At 68.7% G+C, this 17,302-nt stretch carries 21 protein-coding genes; all 21 read right to left on the reverse strand.

Features of this window, described 5'->3' with window-relative positions:
- Window positions 1-11: 11 nt before the first annotated feature.
- The gene (locus ACQPZX_RS46845; RefSeq protein ID WP_433371133.1) at window positions 12-263 is read right to left on the reverse strand and encodes a hypothetical protein; all 252 of its coding nucleotides are present in this window, start codon (window positions 261-263) and stop codon (window positions 12-14) included.
- On the reverse strand, window positions 260-1,780 hold the full coding sequence (locus ACQPZX_RS46850) for a hypothetical protein (RefSeq protein WP_433371136.1): 1,521 nt from the start codon (window positions 1,778-1,780) through the stop codon (window positions 260-262). Before ACQPZX_RS46850 ends, ACQPZX_RS46845 begins: the two co-directional genes overlap by 4 nt.
- The gene (locus tag ACQPZX_RS46855) at window positions 1,758-3,800 is read right to left on the reverse strand and encodes a flagellar biosynthesis protein FlhA (RefSeq protein ID WP_433371139.1); all 2,043 of its coding nucleotides are present in this window, start codon (window positions 3,798-3,800) and stop codon (window positions 1,758-1,760) included. Before ACQPZX_RS46855 ends, ACQPZX_RS46850 begins: the two co-directional genes overlap by 23 nt.
- Before the next feature lie 92 nt (window positions 3,801-3,892).
- Window positions 3,893-4,984, reverse strand: coding sequence for an EscU/YscU/HrcU family type III secretion system export apparatus switch protein (locus ACQPZX_RS46860; RefSeq protein ID WP_433371142.1), 1,092 nt, complete (start codon window positions 4,982-4,984; stop codon window positions 3,893-3,895).
- A 16-nt stretch (window positions 4,985-5,000) separates the two neighbouring features.
- On the reverse strand, window positions 5,001-5,765 hold the full coding sequence (locus tag ACQPZX_RS46865; protein ID WP_433371145.1) for a flagellar biosynthetic protein FliR: 765 nt from the start codon (window positions 5,763-5,765) through the stop codon (window positions 5,001-5,003).
- Entirely contained in the window at window positions 5,762-6,610 is an 849-nt protein-coding gene (fliP, locus tag ACQPZX_RS46870; RefSeq protein WP_433371147.1) for a flagellar type III secretion system pore protein FliP, read from the reverse strand. The genes ACQPZX_RS46865 and fliP overlap by 4 nt, the downstream gene beginning before the upstream one ends.
- A 4-nt stretch (window positions 6,611-6,614) precedes the next feature.
- Window positions 6,615-6,992 (reverse strand): FliO/MopB family protein, encoded by a 378-nt coding sequence (locus tag ACQPZX_RS46875; protein ID WP_433371149.1) that lies wholly within the window; start codon window positions 6,990-6,992, stop codon window positions 6,615-6,617.
- An 11-nt stretch (window positions 6,993-7,003) separates the two neighbouring features.
- Window positions 7,004-7,750, reverse strand: a complete 747-nt coding sequence (gene fliN, locus ACQPZX_RS46880; protein ID WP_433371152.1) for a flagellar motor switch protein FliN — start codon at window positions 7,748-7,750, stop codon at window positions 7,004-7,006.
- Entirely contained in the window at window positions 7,747-8,694 is a 948-nt protein-coding gene (locus ACQPZX_RS46885) for a flagellar motor switch protein FliM (RefSeq protein ID WP_433371155.1), read from the reverse strand. The genes fliN and ACQPZX_RS46885 overlap by 4 nt, the downstream gene beginning before the upstream one ends.
- Before the next feature lie 112 nt (window positions 8,695-8,806).
- A complete protein-coding gene (locus ACQPZX_RS46890; protein ID WP_433371158.1) occupies window positions 8,807-9,265 on the reverse strand; it encodes a flagellar basal body-associated FliL family protein in 459 nt (152 codons plus the stop codon).
- Between the two features lie 14 nt (window positions 9,266-9,279).
- Window positions 9,280-10,242 carry an OmpA family protein gene (locus tag ACQPZX_RS46895; RefSeq protein ID WP_433371160.1) on the reverse strand — a complete coding sequence of 321 codons (963 nt, stop codon included), beginning with the start codon at window positions 10,240-10,242 and terminating at the stop codon, window positions 9,280-9,282.
- 87 nt (window positions 10,243-10,329) lie between these two features.
- A complete protein-coding gene (locus ACQPZX_RS46900; protein ID WP_433371162.1) occupies window positions 10,330-11,121 on the reverse strand; it encodes a flagellar motor protein in 792 nt (263 codons plus the stop codon).
- Window positions 11,121-11,405 carry a flagellar FlbD family protein gene (locus ACQPZX_RS46905; RefSeq protein WP_433371164.1) on the reverse strand — a complete coding sequence of 95 codons (285 nt, stop codon included), beginning with the start codon at window positions 11,403-11,405 and terminating at the stop codon, window positions 11,121-11,123. The genes ACQPZX_RS46900 and ACQPZX_RS46905 overlap by 1 nt, the downstream gene beginning before the upstream one ends.
- 206 nt (window positions 11,406-11,611) lie before the next feature.
- Complete coding sequence (locus tag ACQPZX_RS46910) at window positions 11,612-12,865, reverse strand: flagellar hook protein FlgE (protein ID WP_433371166.1); 1,254 nt, start codon at window positions 12,863-12,865, stop codon at window positions 11,612-11,614.
- A 31-nt stretch (window positions 12,866-12,896) separates the two neighbouring features.
- Entirely contained in the window at window positions 12,897-13,406 is a 510-nt protein-coding gene (locus ACQPZX_RS46915; protein ID WP_433371169.1) for a flagellar hook assembly protein FlgD, read from the reverse strand.
- Window positions 13,407-13,528: 122 nt separating this feature from the next.
- Window positions 13,529-14,017 carry a hypothetical protein gene (locus ACQPZX_RS46920; protein ID WP_433371172.1) on the reverse strand — a complete coding sequence of 163 codons (489 nt, stop codon included), beginning with the start codon at window positions 14,015-14,017 and terminating at the stop codon, window positions 13,529-13,531.
- 7 nt (window positions 14,018-14,024) lie between these two features.
- Entirely contained in the window at window positions 14,025-14,387 is a 363-nt protein-coding gene (locus tag ACQPZX_RS46925) for a response regulator (protein WP_433371175.1), read from the reverse strand.
- Window positions 14,384-14,872: a chemotaxis protein CheX gene (locus ACQPZX_RS46930; protein WP_433371178.1), complete on the reverse strand. Its 489-nt coding sequence runs from the start codon at window positions 14,870-14,872 to the stop codon at window positions 14,384-14,386. The genes ACQPZX_RS46925 and ACQPZX_RS46930 overlap by 4 nt, the downstream gene beginning before the upstream one ends.
- Complete coding sequence (locus tag ACQPZX_RS46935; RefSeq protein ID WP_433371181.1) at window positions 14,869-15,255, reverse strand: response regulator; 387 nt, start codon at window positions 15,253-15,255, stop codon at window positions 14,869-14,871. The genes ACQPZX_RS46930 and ACQPZX_RS46935 overlap by 4 nt, the downstream gene beginning before the upstream one ends.
- A gap of 7 nt (window positions 15,256-15,262) precedes the next feature.
- Window positions 15,263-16,108 carry a CheR family methyltransferase gene (locus tag ACQPZX_RS46940; protein ID WP_433371184.1) on the reverse strand — a complete coding sequence of 282 codons (846 nt, stop codon included), beginning with the start codon at window positions 16,106-16,108 and terminating at the stop codon, window positions 15,263-15,265.
- Entirely contained in the window at window positions 16,105-17,301 is a 1,197-nt protein-coding gene (locus ACQPZX_RS46945) for a protein-glutamate methylesterase/protein-glutamine glutaminase (protein ID WP_433371187.1), read from the reverse strand. The genes ACQPZX_RS46940 and ACQPZX_RS46945 overlap by 4 nt, the downstream gene beginning before the upstream one ends.
- Between the last annotated feature and the right edge of the window lies 1 nt (window position 17,302).

A 17,302-nucleotide genomic window follows, 5' to 3' on the forward strand; every position in this document is an offset into this window, starting at 1 on the left:
CACCGGCGTCGTCAGGCGGGCTTCTCGACCTCGTGCACGTCCACCGGGGTGGGCGTGACCGCGGTGCTCTCCGCCGCGTCCTCGTCGTTGCGGCCGTAGCCGGCCGTCACGAAGCGGAGCGCCGCCAGCAGCAGGGCCGCGATCGGCACCGCGATGATGAAGCGGATCAGCACGTCGGTGAGGTCCAACTGGTCGAGCACGTACCGGTACAGGGCCGGCGCGCTGATCACGAGCGCGAACAGCAGGACCGACGGACGGATCACTGCCGCGTGCGTGACGTCCGGCGAGGCGGCGCCGCCACCGGCATCACGTCCGTGGCGATCCGGGCGCACAGCATCGCGGCCCAGACGTGCGGCGTGGCCGACTTGCCGTCCAGCGAGTAGATCGGCAGGTCCAGCCCGAGCACCGATGCCGGGTCGGCGGTGATCTCCACGCTGTGCACGACGAGCGCCTCGACCTCGCCGAGGGTCCGCAGGTGGCGGGCCGTGTCGGCGGTCTTGCGGGTGGCGTCGACAATCGCCCAGACCGCGGTGGCCCCGATCGCGTCGCACATCTCGTTGACCCACAGCGGGTCGGTGCCGCCCACCGGGGCGTCCATCACCACGACCCACGACTGGTCGGCGTTGTGCAGCTTCTCGGCCCGGGACTCCGCCGCCAGCTGGTTGGAGATCAGCCGGGACGAGTGCAGCCCGGTGCCGGCCGTCGAGTCGGCGGCGAGCAGCAGGTGGTTCTCCGGCACGCCGATCTGGTCGAGCAGGTGCCGGCCGATGTGCACGCCGAGGTTGAGGTCGCCGGCGAGCACCAGGATCTCGCCCGGGCCGTCCGGGATGTTCGGCGCGGAGGGCCGCGCCGCGAGCACGCTGAGCACCCCGGCGTACGTGTCGGCGCCGGTGATCTGCCGGGCCATCGGCTCGGGCATGCCGACCGACATGAGGTTGCGAACCACCGGCTCGTTCTCCGCCGTCGGCGCGGCGTGCGCGGGCGACACCGCGACGACCGGCTTCGCCTTGGGCATCACGATCGGCTCCGGCTCGGCCTCGGCCTCGGGCACCTGGATCGGCGCGTCCTCCTCGACCTCCACCTCACCGGCCAGGCCGCCGATCCGCTCGGCCAGGCTCGGCATCGCCGCCTTCGGCGGGGTGTTCACCGGTGTCTCGGTGGTCGCGGCCGGCCGGAACGGCCGCACCGTCGGCGCGTCTTCCCCACGCGCCGGCGTTGCGGTCTTCGGCTTGGGCGGCGTCCGCTCGATGCCGGGCTCGGCGGTGGCGTCCAGACCGGCCATGAGCTCGGCGAAGGCCGCGCTGGTGTCGTTCAGCCCGGCGCCGCGGCTGATGTCCGCGTCCGGGCTGCGCACTTCGGCCGGCGGCTCGGCGCGTGGCGGTTCGGCCGGCCGCGGCGCGGTGGCCGGACGGGCCTGCGCGGCCGGGCGGGAGAACGTGGTCTCCCCGGGCCGGGCCGTGCCGAAGGTGGCGGGCGTGACGGTACGGGCGGGCGGCCGCAACGGCTCGTCCATCCGGTCCTGCGACTCGGCCCGCTCGAGCAGCCGCTCCAGCGTGTGACCGTTCTCGGTCAGCGTGCGTTTCGCCATGTCAGTCCTGTCCTCGTTCGGGTCCGGAACCTCCACGGAAAGCTCGTAATGCTGCTTCGCGAAGAAGCCACCGACGCCGCCACTGCGGACCTTGTCGGCGGAGATGATCCGGACACCGGAGCCGTACTCATCGCGTACCTGAGCCAGCAAAGGCTCGATGGCCGGTCCCTCAAGCAGCACCCGCGTAGGCACCGTTCACCACCCCTATCGTCTCGATCTGTGCTGTGGAACCAGAGATTTCGCCGTACGACAGCACCTGCACCCGGCGCGAGCCGGCGCGCAGCAGTCGCATCAGTGGCAGCCGCAGCTGTGGCGAGCAGGCAAGCACGGGCGAGAGGCCCTGCTGTTCCGCGGTCTCGGCCAAGCGGGCGGCTTCGCTGACGATCGCCTCGGCACGCAAGCCGTCGATCGCCATGAAGGCTCCCGTCTCGCTCGGCCTCAACGATTCGAGCAGTTGTTGCTCGAGCATGGGATCGAGGGTGATCACCGTGAGCCGGCCGCCGGACACGTAGTTGGCGGCGATGGCCGGTCCGAGCGCGGCACGGGCCGCCTCGACCAGGCCGTCGGGGTCGACGGAGATCTTCGCCCTCAGCGAGAGCGCCTCGAAGATTCGGACCAGGTCGCGCACGGGCACGCCCTCGTCCAGCATGGCCTGCAGCACCTTCTGGATCTGACCCAGGCTGAGCAGCGATGGGGTCAGCTCCTCCACGACGACCGGATGGGTGCGCTTGACCATCTCGGTCAGCGCCCGGACGTCCTCGCGGCCGAGCAGCCGGCTCGCGTTGCTGCGGACCACCTCGGCCAGGTGCGTGATGATCACGCTGGCCCGGTCGACGACCGTCGCTCCGGAGAGCTCGGCCTGATAGTGCAGCTCGGCCGGCACCCACTTGCCGGGCAGGCCGAAGACGGGCTCGATCCCGGCGCGGCCGGGCAGGCCTTGCAGCCCCTCGCCGATCGCCAGCACCGTGCCGGGCGGGGCCTCGCCGGTGCCGGCGTCAACCCCGGAGATCCTGATCGCGTACGACGAGAGCGGAAGATCCAGGTCGTCGCGCGTCCGCACCGGCGGCATGATCACGCCGAGCTCCATCGCCATCTTGCGGCGCAGGGCGCGGACGCGATCCAGCAGGTCGCCGCTACTGGTGTCGACGAGGTCGACGAGGTCGGGCGAGAGCGCGAGCTCGAGCGGGTCGACCCGCATCTCGCCGAGCAGCTGTTCCGGCGAGTCCGGCGCGGGCATCTCGACGGCCTCGCTGACCGCCGCCTCGGCCTCGGGGGCCGGGTCCTTGACCCGCTGCGCGATCACCAGCACCGCGACCCCGACCAGCAGGAACGGCACCTTGGGCAGGCCGGGGATGACGCAGAGGGCGAGGGCCGCGCCGCCACCGATGCGCAGCGCCAGCTTGTTCTGGCTGAGCTGGGCGGTAACGCTGGAGCCCATGTCGCCGGAGGTGGCGGAGCGGGTCACGATCAGACCGGTGGCCACCGAGAGCAGCAGCGCGGGGACCTGGGAGACCAGGCCGTCGCCGATGCTCAGCAGGCTGTACTGGTTCATGGCGTCGGTGGCCGACAGCCCGTGCTGGGCGATGCCGACCGCGAAGCCGCCGACCAGGTTGATCAGCGTGATGATGATGGCCGCGATCGCGTCGCCCTTGACGAACTTGGAGCCACCGTCCATGGCGCCGTAGAAGTCGGCCTCGGCGGCCACCTCGGCGCGGCGCTTCTTGGCCTCGGCCTCGTCGATCAGGCCGGCGTTGAGGTCGGCGTCGATCGCCATCTGCTTGCCGGGCATGGCGTCGAGGGTGAACCGGGCGCCCACCTCGGCGACCCGCTCGGCGCCCTTGGTCACCACGACCATCTGGACGATCACCAGGATCAGGAAGATGACCAGCCCGATGACGAGGTTGCCACCGACCACGAAGCTGCCGAACGCGTGGATCACCTTGCCGGCGTCGCCGTCGCGCAGCACGAGCCGGGTGGCGCTGATATTGAGCGCCAGGCGGAAGAGGGTGGCGACCAGAAGCAGCGCCGGGAAGACCGAGAAGTCCAGCGGCCGCTGCACGAACATGCTGGTCAGCAGGATCAGCAGGGCGGCGGTGATGTTGAGCGCGATCAGCGTGTCCAGCAGGAAGGTCGGCAAGGGGACGACCATCATGATGATGATGCCGATGACCCCGATGGGTACGGCAAGCCGGCTGACGTTGCGGTTCTTCACGGCACCTTCCCGAGAACAGGGTGTGGCTCACCCATCAGCCAGATCATCCCCCGTTCGAGGGACGCATGTGAGGAAATCTCCCGAATTTTCAGTTATGCGGCTTGTGAGGCGGAGTTGGGGTTGCGGTGCAAACCAGCAGCCGAACCTTTCGCTTTCAGGCTCATGACGAACGCCAGCACCTTTGCTACCGCGGCGTAGAACTCGGCCGGGATCTCGGCGCCCACCTCGCAGCCGCCGTGCAGCGCCCGGGCCAGCGGCACGTCCTGCACCATCGCCACGCGGTGCTCGGCGGCGATCTCGCGGATCTTGGTGGCGACCGGGCCCGAGCCTTTGGCCACCACCCGCGGCGCGCCCTTGGTGGGCTCGTAGCGCAGCGCCACCGCCACGTGCGTCGGGTTGACCAGCACCACGTCAGCCAGCGGCACGTCGGCCATCTGCCGGTTGCGGGCCATCGCCATCTGCCGCGCCCGGATCTGCGCCTTGATCAGCGGGTCGCCCTCGGCGTTCTTGTTCTCCTGCTTGACCTCTTCCTTGGTCATCCGCAGCTGCTTGTTGGTGCGCCGGCGCACCACGAAGTAGTCGGCCGCGGCCATCACGATGCCGGCCACCGAGGCGGCCCGGATCAGCCCGATCGTGGCGTCGGTGACCGTGGACACGAGCGCGGCCAGCGGCAGCTGCCCGGCCGTCATCAGGGTGGGAATGACGTCCTTGGTCGTGGTGTACAGCACGGCGGCCAGCACCGAGGTCTTGACCAGGGCCTTCGTGCCCTCCCAGAGGGCCTGCGGCCCGAGCATCTTCTTGATCCCGGGCAGCGGGTTGAGGCGATTGAACTTGGGGATGAACAGCTTGGTCGCGACCCGGATGCCGCCCTGAGCGCCCGCCGCCGCGATGCCGACCGCCATCAGCGTGGCCGACAGCGGCAGCACGGCCCAGGCGGCGGCGAACCCGGCGTCCTTGAGCATGTGCAGCGCCAGCGCCGGTTCCGGGTTCTCGATCACCTGCGGCACCTTGGCCAGCAGCTCGCGGGCGTGGCCGATCGCGGAGCCCAGGGTCTTGGGCAGCATGATGCTGGCGGCCAGCATGCCGAACCAGGCGCCGATGTCCTGGCTGCGGCCGATCTGGCCCTCGCGCTTGGCCTTCTTGAGCCGCTGTTGAGTAGGTTGTTCGGTCTTTTCACCCGCCACGTGTCACCTCCCCGTCTCAACCGCCGGTGAGCTTGAGAACGGCGGTGACCGAGCGGTCCACCAGCGTCTCGATCACCGGCGGCAGGGTGGTGATGGCGATCCCGGAGAGAAGCAGCACCAGGAAGATCTTGGCGGGGAAGCCGAGCTGGAACGCGTTGAGCGCGGGCGCGACCCGGTTGAGCAGGCCGAACGCCACATCGGTGAGGAACAGCACGACCACCAGCGGCCCGGCGATCTGCAGAGCCGCCAGGAACATCTCGCCGATGCCCTTGAGCAGTAGCTGGCTGAACGTCGCGAGGTCGAAGCTGAGGTTGAGCGGCATGGTCCGGAACGACTGGAGGAAGCCGCGCAGGATCACCTGGTGGCCGTCGGTCGCGAACAGGATGGTGACCGCCACCAGGTTGTAGAAGCGGCCGAACACCGAGCTCTGGTTGAGCGACAGCGGGTCGTACCCCATGGCCAGGGTGAAGCCGCCGAAGAGGTCGAGCAGATCGCCGGCGGCCTGGATCGCCGCGAACAGCAGCGCGGTGATGAAGCCGAGCGCGGCGCCCACGAAGACCTGCAGCGCGGCGCTGGCCACGATGTCGGCGGTCTCCAGCGACGGGACGGTGCCCCGCAGGTACGGCGCGAGCGGCAGGGTGAGCCCGACCGAGAGCAACGCCTTGACCGTGCCCGGGATGAACCGCGAGTTGAACGGCGGGCTGATCATCAGCCAGGCGCCGGTCCGGGCCGCGCCGAGCAGGATGGCGAGCAGGTCGGCGATCGGGACGTCCCAGTTCATCGGTAGGACGCCACGAGCGCGGTGAGAATCAGCCCCCAGCCGTTGACCAGCACGAAGAGCAAGAGCTTGAACGGCAGCGAGATGGTCACCGGGGGCAGCATCATCATGCCCAGCGACATCAGTGACGCCGACACCACCATGTCGATCAGCAGGAACGGGATGAAGATGACGAAGCCGATGATGAAGGCGGCCCGCAGCTCGGAGAGGATGAACGCGGGGATCAGCGTGGTGAGCTCGACGTCGTCCTTGTTCCGGGGCTTCTCCGAGCCGGACAGCTTGATCATCAGGCCGACCTCGTCCTCGCGGGTCGTCTTCCACATGAAGTCGCGCAGCGGCTGCACGCCGTCGTGGAAGGCCACCGCCTGGGTCTTGTCGCCGCGCAGGTAGGGCTGGACGCCCTGCTGGTTCATGGCCGAGACGGTGGGGCCCATGATGAACAGGCTCAGGAACAGCGCCAGCCCGGCGAGCACCTGGTTGGGCGGCATGCTGGTGAGGCCGAGCGCGTTGCGGGTGATCCCGAGGACCATGAAGACCTTGGTGAACGACGTGCAGAGCAGCAGCAGGGCCGGGGCCACCGAGAGCACGGTGAGGCCCAGCATGATCACCAGCGAGGAGGCCGGGCGGCTGCCGTCCGGGTTGGTGCCGTTGACGTTCAGGTTGATGCTCGGCGCGGTGGGCTTGGCCGGCGTGGTCGGCGCCGGCGCCTGAGGCACGCGATCCGGCAGGCCGACCTGCACGATCGCCGGCGGCGCGGGCGCCGGCCGGGGATCGGCCGAGGCCGCGCCCGGAAGCAGCACGAGGGCCAGGCCGACGCTCGCGAGCAGAAGCAGGATCGCGCGTCGCATCACATCATCGCCTCGAGGTCCGGTCGCGGAGGAAATCGAGCAATGTCTTGTCGAGACGCATCGCCCCGCCGGACTGGGGATGGGCGCCCGGCAGCTCGTCGGTCGCCGCCGCCCGGTGCTCGGGGGTGTGCTCGAAGTCGGCGATGTCCGCCTCACCCAGGAAGCTGACCTGCTGCTCGGTGATGCCGAGGATCATCGCCCGGTCGGCCACCTTCACCACCGTGACCGCCGCGCCGCGGGTGAGCTGCTGCCGGTTCAGCACCGCGAGCTGGCCGTGCGGCCGGCCCGCGCCCAGCGGCCGGCGTACCACCCGCGCCAGCGCCCACATCAGGCCGAGGACGACGAACAGCGAGAAGCCGATCCGCAGGACGAGCTCGAACAAGGCCGCTACCCCTACTCGGCGCCCGGCGCGACGATCTCGGTGATCCGGATGCCGAAGTTCTCGTCGACCACGACCACCTCGCCGCGGGCGATCAACCGGCCGTTGACCAGCAGGTCGGCCGGGCTGCCGGCGGCCCGGTCGAGCTCGACGATCGCCCCCGGCGTGAGGGAGAGCAGCTCGCGCACGCTCATCCGGGTGCGGCCCAGCTCGGCGGAGACTTCCATCTCGACGTCGTGCAGCATGTCGAGGCCGCCGCGCACCATCGCCGCCGTGGGCGCCGGGCGGGCGAGGTCGACCTGCCCGGGCTCCTCGTTCGGCCAGGGGCTCAGCGCGAGCGCGATCACCGCGCGTACGTCCTCGCCCTCGACCAGCGGGACCAGCACGGCGTCGTCCTTGGCGGCGAGCGCGCTCAGCGCGACGCCGGGCTCCATGATCTGTCCGGGGTCCAGCACCACCGGCCCGAAGACCCGAGACGCCGCCTCCAGGGCCGGCCGCACGGCCGCGGTCAGGTCCAGCTCGCCGAGCGGGCTCTCCTTGAGCGCGTCCGCGAGGTCCTGGCCGACCACCACGACGACCTCGCCGTTGGCCGCGCCGCTGAACTTGGCCGTGACCGCCTGGCCCTCGGGCAGGACGTCGGCCGTCGCGGCGATCGGCGCGGCGACGGCCAGCGCACGGCTGGTGGGCAGGACCGCGAGGGCGGCCTCAGCGGCGTTCCGGGCGAGCGCCAGCTGCGGCGCGGTGATGGTGGGCGCGGTCATGGGCGGCCAGACTCCTTGGACGACTCCGGGGGCGCCGGCACCACGAGGCATGCGAGGCGGGCGCCCTGATTACCGGGAACTGCGTGAGCGAAAACGGTCTCGTTGACGGTCACCTCGAGCGGCCGGCTGGTCGCGTGAGCCAGCGGCACGACGTCACCAGGACGCAGATCCACGATGTCATCGGTGCGCATGCGAATGGGCTGGAATCGCACCGCAACGTCGATCGGAGCCGAGAAAAGCCCGGCCGTGAGGTTGCGCAGCGCCAGGTCGCGGCTGGCGCGCTCGCTGTCGCTGAGCACGACCGCCTCGGTGCGGGAGAGCACCGGCAGGATCATGTTGAACGGCATGCAGATGCTGGCCAGGCACTCCTCGGCCCCGATCTTGAGGTCGAAGGTGGCCACCACGCAGGCGTCGCCCGGCGCGTGCGCGCGCAGGAACTGGGCGTTGTACTCGATCTCTTTGAGCTTCGGGCGGATGTCGACCAGCGTCTCGAAGCCGTAGCGCAGCTCGCCCAGCATCCGCTCGAGCAGGCCGCGCAGCAGCGGCATCTCGACCTCGGTGAGCGGCCGCTCCGGCTGGGGGCCGCCGGGACCGCCGAGCATGTGATCAATCGCGGTCATCACGGCCGAGGAGGACATCTCCATGAGCGCCGTGCCGGGCAGCGGGTCGATGTTCACCACGGCGATCACCGTGGGGTTCGCGAGCGAGGCGACGTACTCGTCGTAGTTCAGCTGCTCGATCGCGGCGAGCGTGACGCTGCTGACCACGCGCAGACGGGTGGTGAGCAGGGTGCCGCAGCTGCGCGCGTACGTCTCGAAGGCGATCTGCAGCGTGCGGACATGTTCCCGGGAGAGCTTGATCGGGCGACGGAAGTCGTACGGCGCCGGCCCTCCGCCTTGGCCGCGACGCGACATCTTGCCCGGGGATCGAGTAGCGGAGGTCACGTCGTCCCCATCGGCTCATTTCCGGAACCGCTGAGCGGGAGGGCCGTTTTCTGCCGTAAATCGCCGGATGGGCGGGTTCACCGGAGTGAACCCGCCCGTCCTGCCTACCGGACTACTGGGTCACGAACTGCGTGTAGTAGATGCCCATGACCATCTCCTTCTTCTCCTCCGTGTAGGCCTTCACGATCTTGGCGAGAAGCTCGTCCTTGATCGTCTCGCGGCCCTTCTCGGTGGAGAGCTCGGCGACGGTCTTGCCCGTGTACTCGTCGATCGCCAGCTCGATCGCCTCGCTGGTGTCCACCGACTCGGAGCCGGCGTCCGCCGTCTGCTGCAGCGCGAACTGGAGCTTGAGGTAGTGGCTGTCGGCCAGGTTGATGGTCAGCGCGTCGTCGATCGCGGTGACCGAGCCCTTCTCCGGAGTCTTCGCCTCCGCCTCGGCCGAGTCGCCCTTCATCATGAAGAACGCCCCGCCGCCGCCACCGAGCAGCACGACGGCCGCCACGATGATGATCAGCATCTTCTTGCTGGACTTCTTCGGCGCCTCGGCGGCGCCTTCCTTCTCGTCAGCCATCGTGGATCCCCCCGTCAGTCGGTTGTGGTCGTGGTAGTGGTGGAACTGGTCGTGGTGGAGCTGGTCGTGGTCGTGCTGTTCGCGCCGGCGACCGCCTTCTCGATCGCGTCGGCCTGGGCCGTGGTCTGGCCCGTGTGCAGCTTGGCGTCGGAGCCCGCCGCGGCCGGCAGCAGCGCCGCCTGGTCGGCCGGGAGGGTGGTGAGGACGACGACGTCCACCCGGCGGTTCATGGTGATCGACCGCGGGTCGGCCGGGTCGATCAGCGGCTTGGTGTCCGAGAAGCCGACCGCGCTCAGCCGGTTCTTGGCGACGCCGTGCCCGGTGAGGTACCGGACGGTGGTCGAGGCACGGGCGGCGGAGAGCTCCCAGCCGCTCGGGTAGTACGTGGTGGTCGCCTTGAGCTGGTTGGTGTTGCCGTCGACCTCGATGTTGTTCTTCAGCTTGGCCAGCGTCGGCGCCAGCGCGTCGAGGATCGTCTTGCCACCCGGCTTCAGGTCGGCCCGGTTGCCGGCGAACACCACCTCGTTGGTGACGATGGTGACCACCAGGCCGCGCCGGTCGATCGTGAACTGCACCGAGCCGAGGAGCTTCGCCTTGGCCAGCGCGTCGGACAGCTTGTTCTCGATCTTCTTGAGGTTCTCCGCCTCCTTGGCCGCCGCCTGGGCGCTCTGGGAGGCCTTGTAGCGGTCCTCGGCCTGCACGGCCGCCTTGACGGCCGCCTTCTCCTTCTCGGTCATGTTCGAGGTGCCGGTCTTGCCGTCACCCGGGTTGGCGCCCGGGTCGATCTTCACGATCTCGGCCGCCTGACCGGCGCCGTCCAGCGTCGAGGTCTGGCCGGAGAACGCCGCGCTCTGCGCGCCGAATCCCGCGGACAGGCCGGCTGCCAGCTCGGCGAACTTCTTCATGTTGACGTCGGACATCGAGTAGAGCACCACGAACAGAACGAACAGCAGGGTGAGCATGTCGGCGTACGACACGAGCCAGCGCTCGTGATTGACGTGCTCCTCGTGTTCTTCGTGTCCGCCCTTCCTACGCTTGGCGCCCCCGCCGCCTGAGCTCATCGGTTACGCCGCCTTCTTGGTGTTCGCGGCCGCCTCGGCCTTCTTGGCCTCGTCCGGCGGGAGGAGGCTGCGGAGCTTCTGGGCAACCAGACGCGGGTTGGAGCCGGCCTGGATGGCGAGCACACCGTCGACCACCAGTTCCATCTCCTCCGCCTCGACCGCGCTGAGGCGGGTCAGACGGGCGGCGACCGGAAGCCAGATCAGGTTGGCGCTGAGCACGCCCCAGAGGGTCGCGACGAACGCCGCCGAGATCGAGTGACCGAGCGTCTCCGGCTGGTTCAGGTTCTCGAGCACGTGCACGAGGCCCATGACCGTGCCGATGATGCCGATCGTCGGGGCGTAACCGCCCATGTTCTCGAACAGCTTCGAGCTGGCCTTGTCGGACTTCTTCTTGGCCGCGATCTCGGCGTGGAGGATGTCGTGCAGCTCCTCCGGGTCGGTGCCGTCGATCGCCAGCTGCAGGCCGCGCTTGAGGAACGGGTGCTCGACGGTCTTGACCGCGTCCTCGAGGGCCAGCAGGCCCTCGCGGCGGGCCCGCTCGGCCAGCTTGACGATGTTCTCGACCAGCTGCGTCGGCGGCGTGACCTTGGCGAGGAACGCCTTCTGCAGCTGCTTGCCGGCGCCGGTCGCGTCCTTCAGCACGCCACCGGCCATACCGGCCATGAACGCGCCACCGAACACCAGCAGCATCGACGGGATCAGGATGATGGAGGCCGGCGAGCCGCCCTCGAGGATCTGTACGGTGAAGACGATTACCAGTGATACGACTACACCGACGATGGTGGAGATGTCCATCAGCGTTCCTTCCGGTGCAGCGGAAGCACCTTGGCGTCGTTGTCTTGGTCGTCCTCGGACGACGGGGCGATGGCCGTGGGCTCGGCCTCCATGCGGCTCGCCTGGGCGATCAGCGAGGCGCGGTAGTGGCGCACCGAGTCGATGAACTCGGGCACGGACTCGGCGATGACGTACTTGGTGCCGTCCACCAGCGTGACGACCGTGTCGGGCGTGCACTCGGCGCGCTCGACCAGGTCCGGGTTCAGGGCGAACACGGCACCGTTGATGCGGGTAACGAGGATCACTTACATCCGTCCTTGGGTGGTGGTGTGGTCCTGGGCTGGTGGGCCGTCCGTGGCCCGTCTTCACATGTCCCTTCGGCGACCTGACGGTTGCCGATGAGATCCGACCGGTCGCATTGCGGGTGCAGCCGAACGGCTACAAAGCGACGGCCGGGACAGGCACGTGGGTGCCTGTCCCGGCCGCCGGCCGGACTGGTGGTGCTAACTCACTAGCGCTTCATGCTGACGAGTTCCTGGAGCAGCTCGTCGGAGGTCGTGATGATGCGGGAGTTGGCCTGGAAGCCACGCTGGGCGATGACCAGGTTGGTGAACTCCTGGGCGAGGTCGACGTTCGACATCTCCAGCGCGCCACTGATGACCTGACCCATGCCGGCCGCGCCCGGCTGACCCACCTGGGCATAGCCGGAGTTCACCGTCGAGCGGTAGGTGGAGTCACCGGTCTTCTCGAGGCCGTTGACGTTCTTGAAGGTCGCCATCGCGACCTGCCCGAGCACCTGCTTCAAGCCGTTGCTGTAGACGCCGATGATCTGGCCGGTGTCCGAGACCGTGTACGAGAGCGAGGTCAGCGCGCCGGCCGCCTGCCCGTCGGTGTCGAACACCCGGGCGTCGCTGAGCCCGGAGTACATCGTCATGTCGGTGACATCGAGGGTGAAGGTGTCGTTGGTCCCGGTGAAGGTCACCAGGCCCTTGCCGTTGTTGGCGGCCAGCAACGTCGGGTCGATCTTGCCGCCCGGGAACTTCAGGTTCTGCTGGCTGCCGATCGCGGTGGTCCCGTCCGAGTCGGTCAGGTCGACGGTCCAGTCCTCGTTCCCCGCCGGGGCGTACGTGTGGGAGAACTTGGCGGTGACGGTCCGGGTCGCACCCGTCGAGTCGTACACCTTGACCGGGATCGTCGTGCTGTAGGAGGCGACGTTCGGATCCGGGTTGGGGTCGCTGGTCAAGTTGCCCTTGAGCGTGATGCTCGAGGTCGCCTTCGGTGGGATCGTGCTGCCCAGCGGCATTTTGATGTCGCTGGGCTGGCCCGCGGCGTTGACCACCCCGTCGACCGCCGTCCAGCCCTGCACGGTGTCGCCGGTCGCGGTCACCAGCTTGCCGTTGGCGTCGAACGAGAACTGCCCCGCCCGGGTGTACAGGTCCTCGTTGCCGTTGCGCGTGATGAAGAAGCCGTCGCCCTGGATCATCATGTCGCCGGATCGGCCGGTGGTCTCCTGTGAGCCCTGTGCCCAGTTGGACAGGATGCCGGAGTTGCGCACACCGAGGCCGACCTGCGCCGGGTTCGTGCCGCCCTGACCGTTCTGCGGCGCGCCGGCCGCTCCGATCATCTGGCTGAGCGTGTCCTGGAACTGCACGGTGCTGGCCTTGTAGCCGACGGTGTTGACGTTGGCGATGTTGTTGCCGGTGACATCCATCATCTGCTGGTGCGCGTGCAGGCCGCTGATGCCGGAGTAGAGAGAACGCAGCATTCGATTTCCTTTACGGAGAGGGAACCTGGGATCAGGCGGTCGCGGGACCGGTCGTCGGGTCGACGCTCTTCTTGTCGTCCGACTGCGGGGCCGTAGTCGTCGGACCGGCGGCTGGGCCGGTCGACGGGGCCGTCGTGAGGACTTCCATGACCTTGGACAGCTGCACATCCGTGTTCCCGATCCGAAGAGTCGGTTCGCTGTCTCCGTTGAGCTTGGCGGCCGATATGACACCCGTCTGATGGGCGCCGTTCTCGTCCATGTACGTGACGCTGTGCCCCACCAGCCCGCTCGCGCCCACCAGGCGCTGTGCCTTCATCAGGTCGGCGATGTCGCCGAGCTTCTCGACCTGGGTGAACTGCGCGGTCTGCGCCAGGAACTGGGTCGAGTCGGCCGGGTTGCTGGGGTCCTGGTACTTCAGTTGTGCCACGAGAAGTTTGAGGAAGGTGTCCTTGTCCCCGAGTTCCTTGCTCTTGTCGGTCTTCGGGGACGAAGCGCTGCTTGCCCCTGAAGCGCCGGAGATTCCCGAGGTCGGCGAGGTCATGACTTCTCCTGTCCGTTTGCTTGCTCGACCTAAGGTTCGGCGTCGCCCCGATTTTGCTTAGCCCCAAAAAATCGCGGGCCCGCCCCGGTGAGGGGCGGACCCGCGATGCTCCATGCGCTCGGTCAGGGCGCGAGGGACAGACTGAACTTCCCCTTGCCGTACCGGTTGACCTCGACCTGGAGGTCGACCCGGCGGCCCAGCGCCATCAGGTGCGCCCGGGCGTCCGCGGGAAGCGGGTCACCGGGGTAGACGACCTGGTACATCTTGATGTGCGGACCTCCCTCGCGGTTGAGCAGGCTCGTCATCACGTTGCACAGCTCGAAGACGTTCTCGGCGAGGTTCGGGAAAAGCTGCTTCTCGTCGATGCTGTCCTCGGCCGCGCCGGCCGGCAGCAGGCCCAGCGCGGCGCCGGCGTTGGCCGACAGGGGCAGATCCATACCCAGAACGGCGTAGACCTTCTGGGCGGGGTCGGTGAAAATCGCGACCGTCGACGTGGCGATCTCCTCCGCGGAGATCGGATCGCCGGGGCTGACGGTCACTTCTCGACCGAGCAGGTCCTCAAAGAGGTTGCGTACGGCGAGAGTGCCAGGAAGAACCGATACATCGGACATGTCGTAATCATCCCAAAATAGGAGCGAAGACCTCGTCAAATCGCTCAGCTGAGAACGGCTTGACGATGAAAAAGAGTGCGCCCGCGGCCTCGGCCTGATCTTTCATCTCAGGCGTGCTCTCCGAGGTCACGAAACCGAACTTGACGTCGCTGCCCGACGCGCGCAGCTGCCGCAGCACCTCGATGCCGGTCATCTCGGGCATGTTCCAGTCCGAGAGAACCAGATCCGGGTTCTCCGACTTGGCCATATCGAACGCTTCGCGCCCGTTCGAGGCCTCGATCAGGTCGTGGTCGCCGAAACCGGCCTGCCGCAGTGTGCGGACCACGATCTGCCGCATGACCCGGCTGTCGTCGGCGATGAGAATCTTCATGCGCCTTCCTCCTGACTGTTGTCCGCGCGGCTGTGCCACATGGAAATCGACACGGGTTCGCCGTCCCAGATGCCGTAGACGCCACTGATCCGCTCGGTGTTCGGGAACCGGGCCGTGGATTCGGGCGCCAGGACGACCTGGGGCAGGGAGAGAAAGGCACCGGGCGGCAGCATCGCCTTCACGTTGCCGCCGACGATGTTGGCGAGTTCGCCGAGCACGTCGGAAAGGTCGTCCTGACTCACCTCATCCGGTTCCATGGCCAGGAACGCGGCGGCGGCGCGCCGGGCCGCCTCGGTGGAGCAGGCGTAGACAAGGTGCCCGGTCCAGGAACCGGTGATGGAGACGGAGGAGTGCACCTCGGAGGGCTGGTTCTCGTCGTACGTGGGGATCAGCGGGTTGATGCCCTCCGGATCCAGATACGACTCCCAGACCTGTTCCACCATCTCGGCGAGGTCGTTCTCATTGACCTCGACTTCGACGCTCATGAGTTCGCTCCGGTCGGGACGAGGCCCAGCAGGGCCAGCTTTTCGATCATGGCGCCCTCGGTGAAGGGCTTGATCACGTACTCGTGGGCGCCCGCTGCGAGCGCCCGTACGATCTGGCTCTGTTCGCTCTCGGTGGTGACCATGACCAGCGTCATCTCACGCAGACGCGGGTCGGCCCGGACGTTGGTGACGAACTCGAGCCCGTTCATGTTGGGCATGTTCCAGTCGATGAGGGCCAGTTCCGGCACCTCCGGCAGGTTGGCCAGCAGGTCGAGCGCCTCCTGGCCGTCGCCTGCTTCCACCGCCTCGAAATCCAGCTTGGTGACAATGCGCTTGAGGATCATGCGCATCGCGCGGGAGTCATCGATCACCATGGCGCGCATCGCGACGTCATCCCCTTCTCGCGGCGCCCGCGGGCACCCCGGTACGAACTCGGTAGGCGGAGGTGCGGCCGGCGGCCACCCGCTCGTAGTTGTCGTCGATCCCGATGGTCGTCTCGGCCGCGCCGAGGAAGAGCCAGCCGTCGGGGCGGAGCAGTTTGGCCACGTTCTGCAGCACGGTCCGCTTGGTCGCCACGTCGAAATAGATCAGGACGTTGCGCATGAAGATGATGTCGAACGGCTGCATGGCCGGCAGTGGCGCGGTCAGGTTCATCAGCTTGAACGAGACGTTCTTGCGCAGCTGCGAGGTGACCCGCCAGTGCGCGCCGGCCCGCTCGAAGTACTGCACGAGCTGGCTGGCCGGCAGGCCCCGGTTGACCTCCACCTGGCTGTACTCGGCGGTCTCCGCACGCTTGACCATCTCGGTGGAGATGTCGGTGCCCACGATCTCGTAGGACCAGCCGGGCGGTAGCGTCTCCTGCAGCGTGATGGCCAGGCTGTACGCCTCCTGCCCGCTGGAGCTCGCGCCCGACCAGAGCCGGACCTTGCGGGCCGCCGAACGCGCCTTGATCAGCTCGGGCAGCACCACGTCGGTGAGCGCCGCGAACGGCTCCCGATCGCGGAACCACGAGGTCTCGTTGGTGGTCAGCGCGTCGATGATCTTGCGTTGGTAGGCCGGGTTGGGCCGGCGCTGGAGTTCGGCGAGGAACTCGTTCACGTTGGCCGCGCCCACCGCCCGGGCCACCGGGATCAGCCGCGCCTCGACCAGGTATTCCTTGCCGGGCGCCAGGACGATCGAGGCTTCCTTGCGGACGAGCGTCGAGACGAAGGCGAACTCGGTCTGGGAAAGCGTCATCGGGCCACCGCCGCCGATCGTCCGGTCTTGACCCGGTTGATCAGAAAGGCCGCGATCCTGTCCAGCGGCAGGATCTCGTCGGCCAGGCCGGCGCCGACGACGGCTCCCGGCATGCCCCAGACCACCGAGGTGGCCTCATCCTGGGCCAGAACCTCGGCACCTGCATCTCTCAGCACCTTCGCACCACCTCGTCCATCTTGTCCCATTCCAGTTAGTACCGTGGCAAATGCCGATGCCCCGTAGAGGGCCGCGACCGACCGGAACATCACGTCCACGGCCGGGCGGCAGGAGTTCTCCGGAGGCGCGCCGCTGAGCTGGGTCAGCGTCGCCGTGCCCCGGCGGTGCAGCACGAGGTGCGAGTCGCCGGGAGCGATGTAGGCCCAGCCGGGCGTCAGCTCCATCCCGTCGGTGGCCTCGACCACGCGCAGCGGGGTGCTGCGGTCCAGCCGCTCGGCGAACATCCGGGTGAAGACCGGCGGCATGTGCTGGGTGATCACGATCGGCACCGGCAGGTCGGACGGGATTCCGGTCAGCACCTTCGTGAGCGCGTCCGGCCCTCCGGTGGAGGAGCCGATCGCGAGAATGTCGACCTTGCCGCCCGCACCCGCGCGCTTGGCCGGCTTGGGACCGGCGGGCGCCGGGCCGGCGGGCGCGAAGCCGGGCCGGCCGGGACCCGACGGCGGAAGTCCGGCCCGGGGCGGCGCCGCGGACGGCCGCGCGGGGCGGGCCGGGGCCGCGCCGGGACGACTCGGCGCCGGCGGCGCGCCGGACGGCATTCCGGCGGGGCGGCGCCGGCCACCCAGCGCGTAGATCTTGGGGACCAGTTCCTCGCGGACCGCGGCGATGGACTCGTTCACCGAGCCGACGTTGCTCGGCTTGGTCACGTAGTCGGTCGCGCCGGCCGCCAGCGCCTCCAGGGTGGCGCTCGCGCCGGCCGCGGAGAGCGTGCTGAACATGATCACCGGGATCTGCTTGTGCCGCTTGCGCAGCTCCTTGACCGCGGCGATGCCGTCCATCTGCGGCATCTCGATGTCCATCGTGATCACGTCAGGCTTGAGCTGATCGATCTTCGCCTGGGCCAGCAGGCCGTTGGATGCCGTGCCGACGACCTCGATGTTCTCGGCGCCGCCGAGAGCGTCGACGATGAGCCGGCGGACCACCACGGAGTCGTCTACGACGAGGACCGAAATCATC

It is taken from the genome of Actinoplanes sp. CA-142083 (assembly GCF_050942195.1).
Lineage (GTDB): Bacteria > Actinomycetota > Actinomycetes > Mycobacteriales > Micromonosporaceae > Actinoplanes.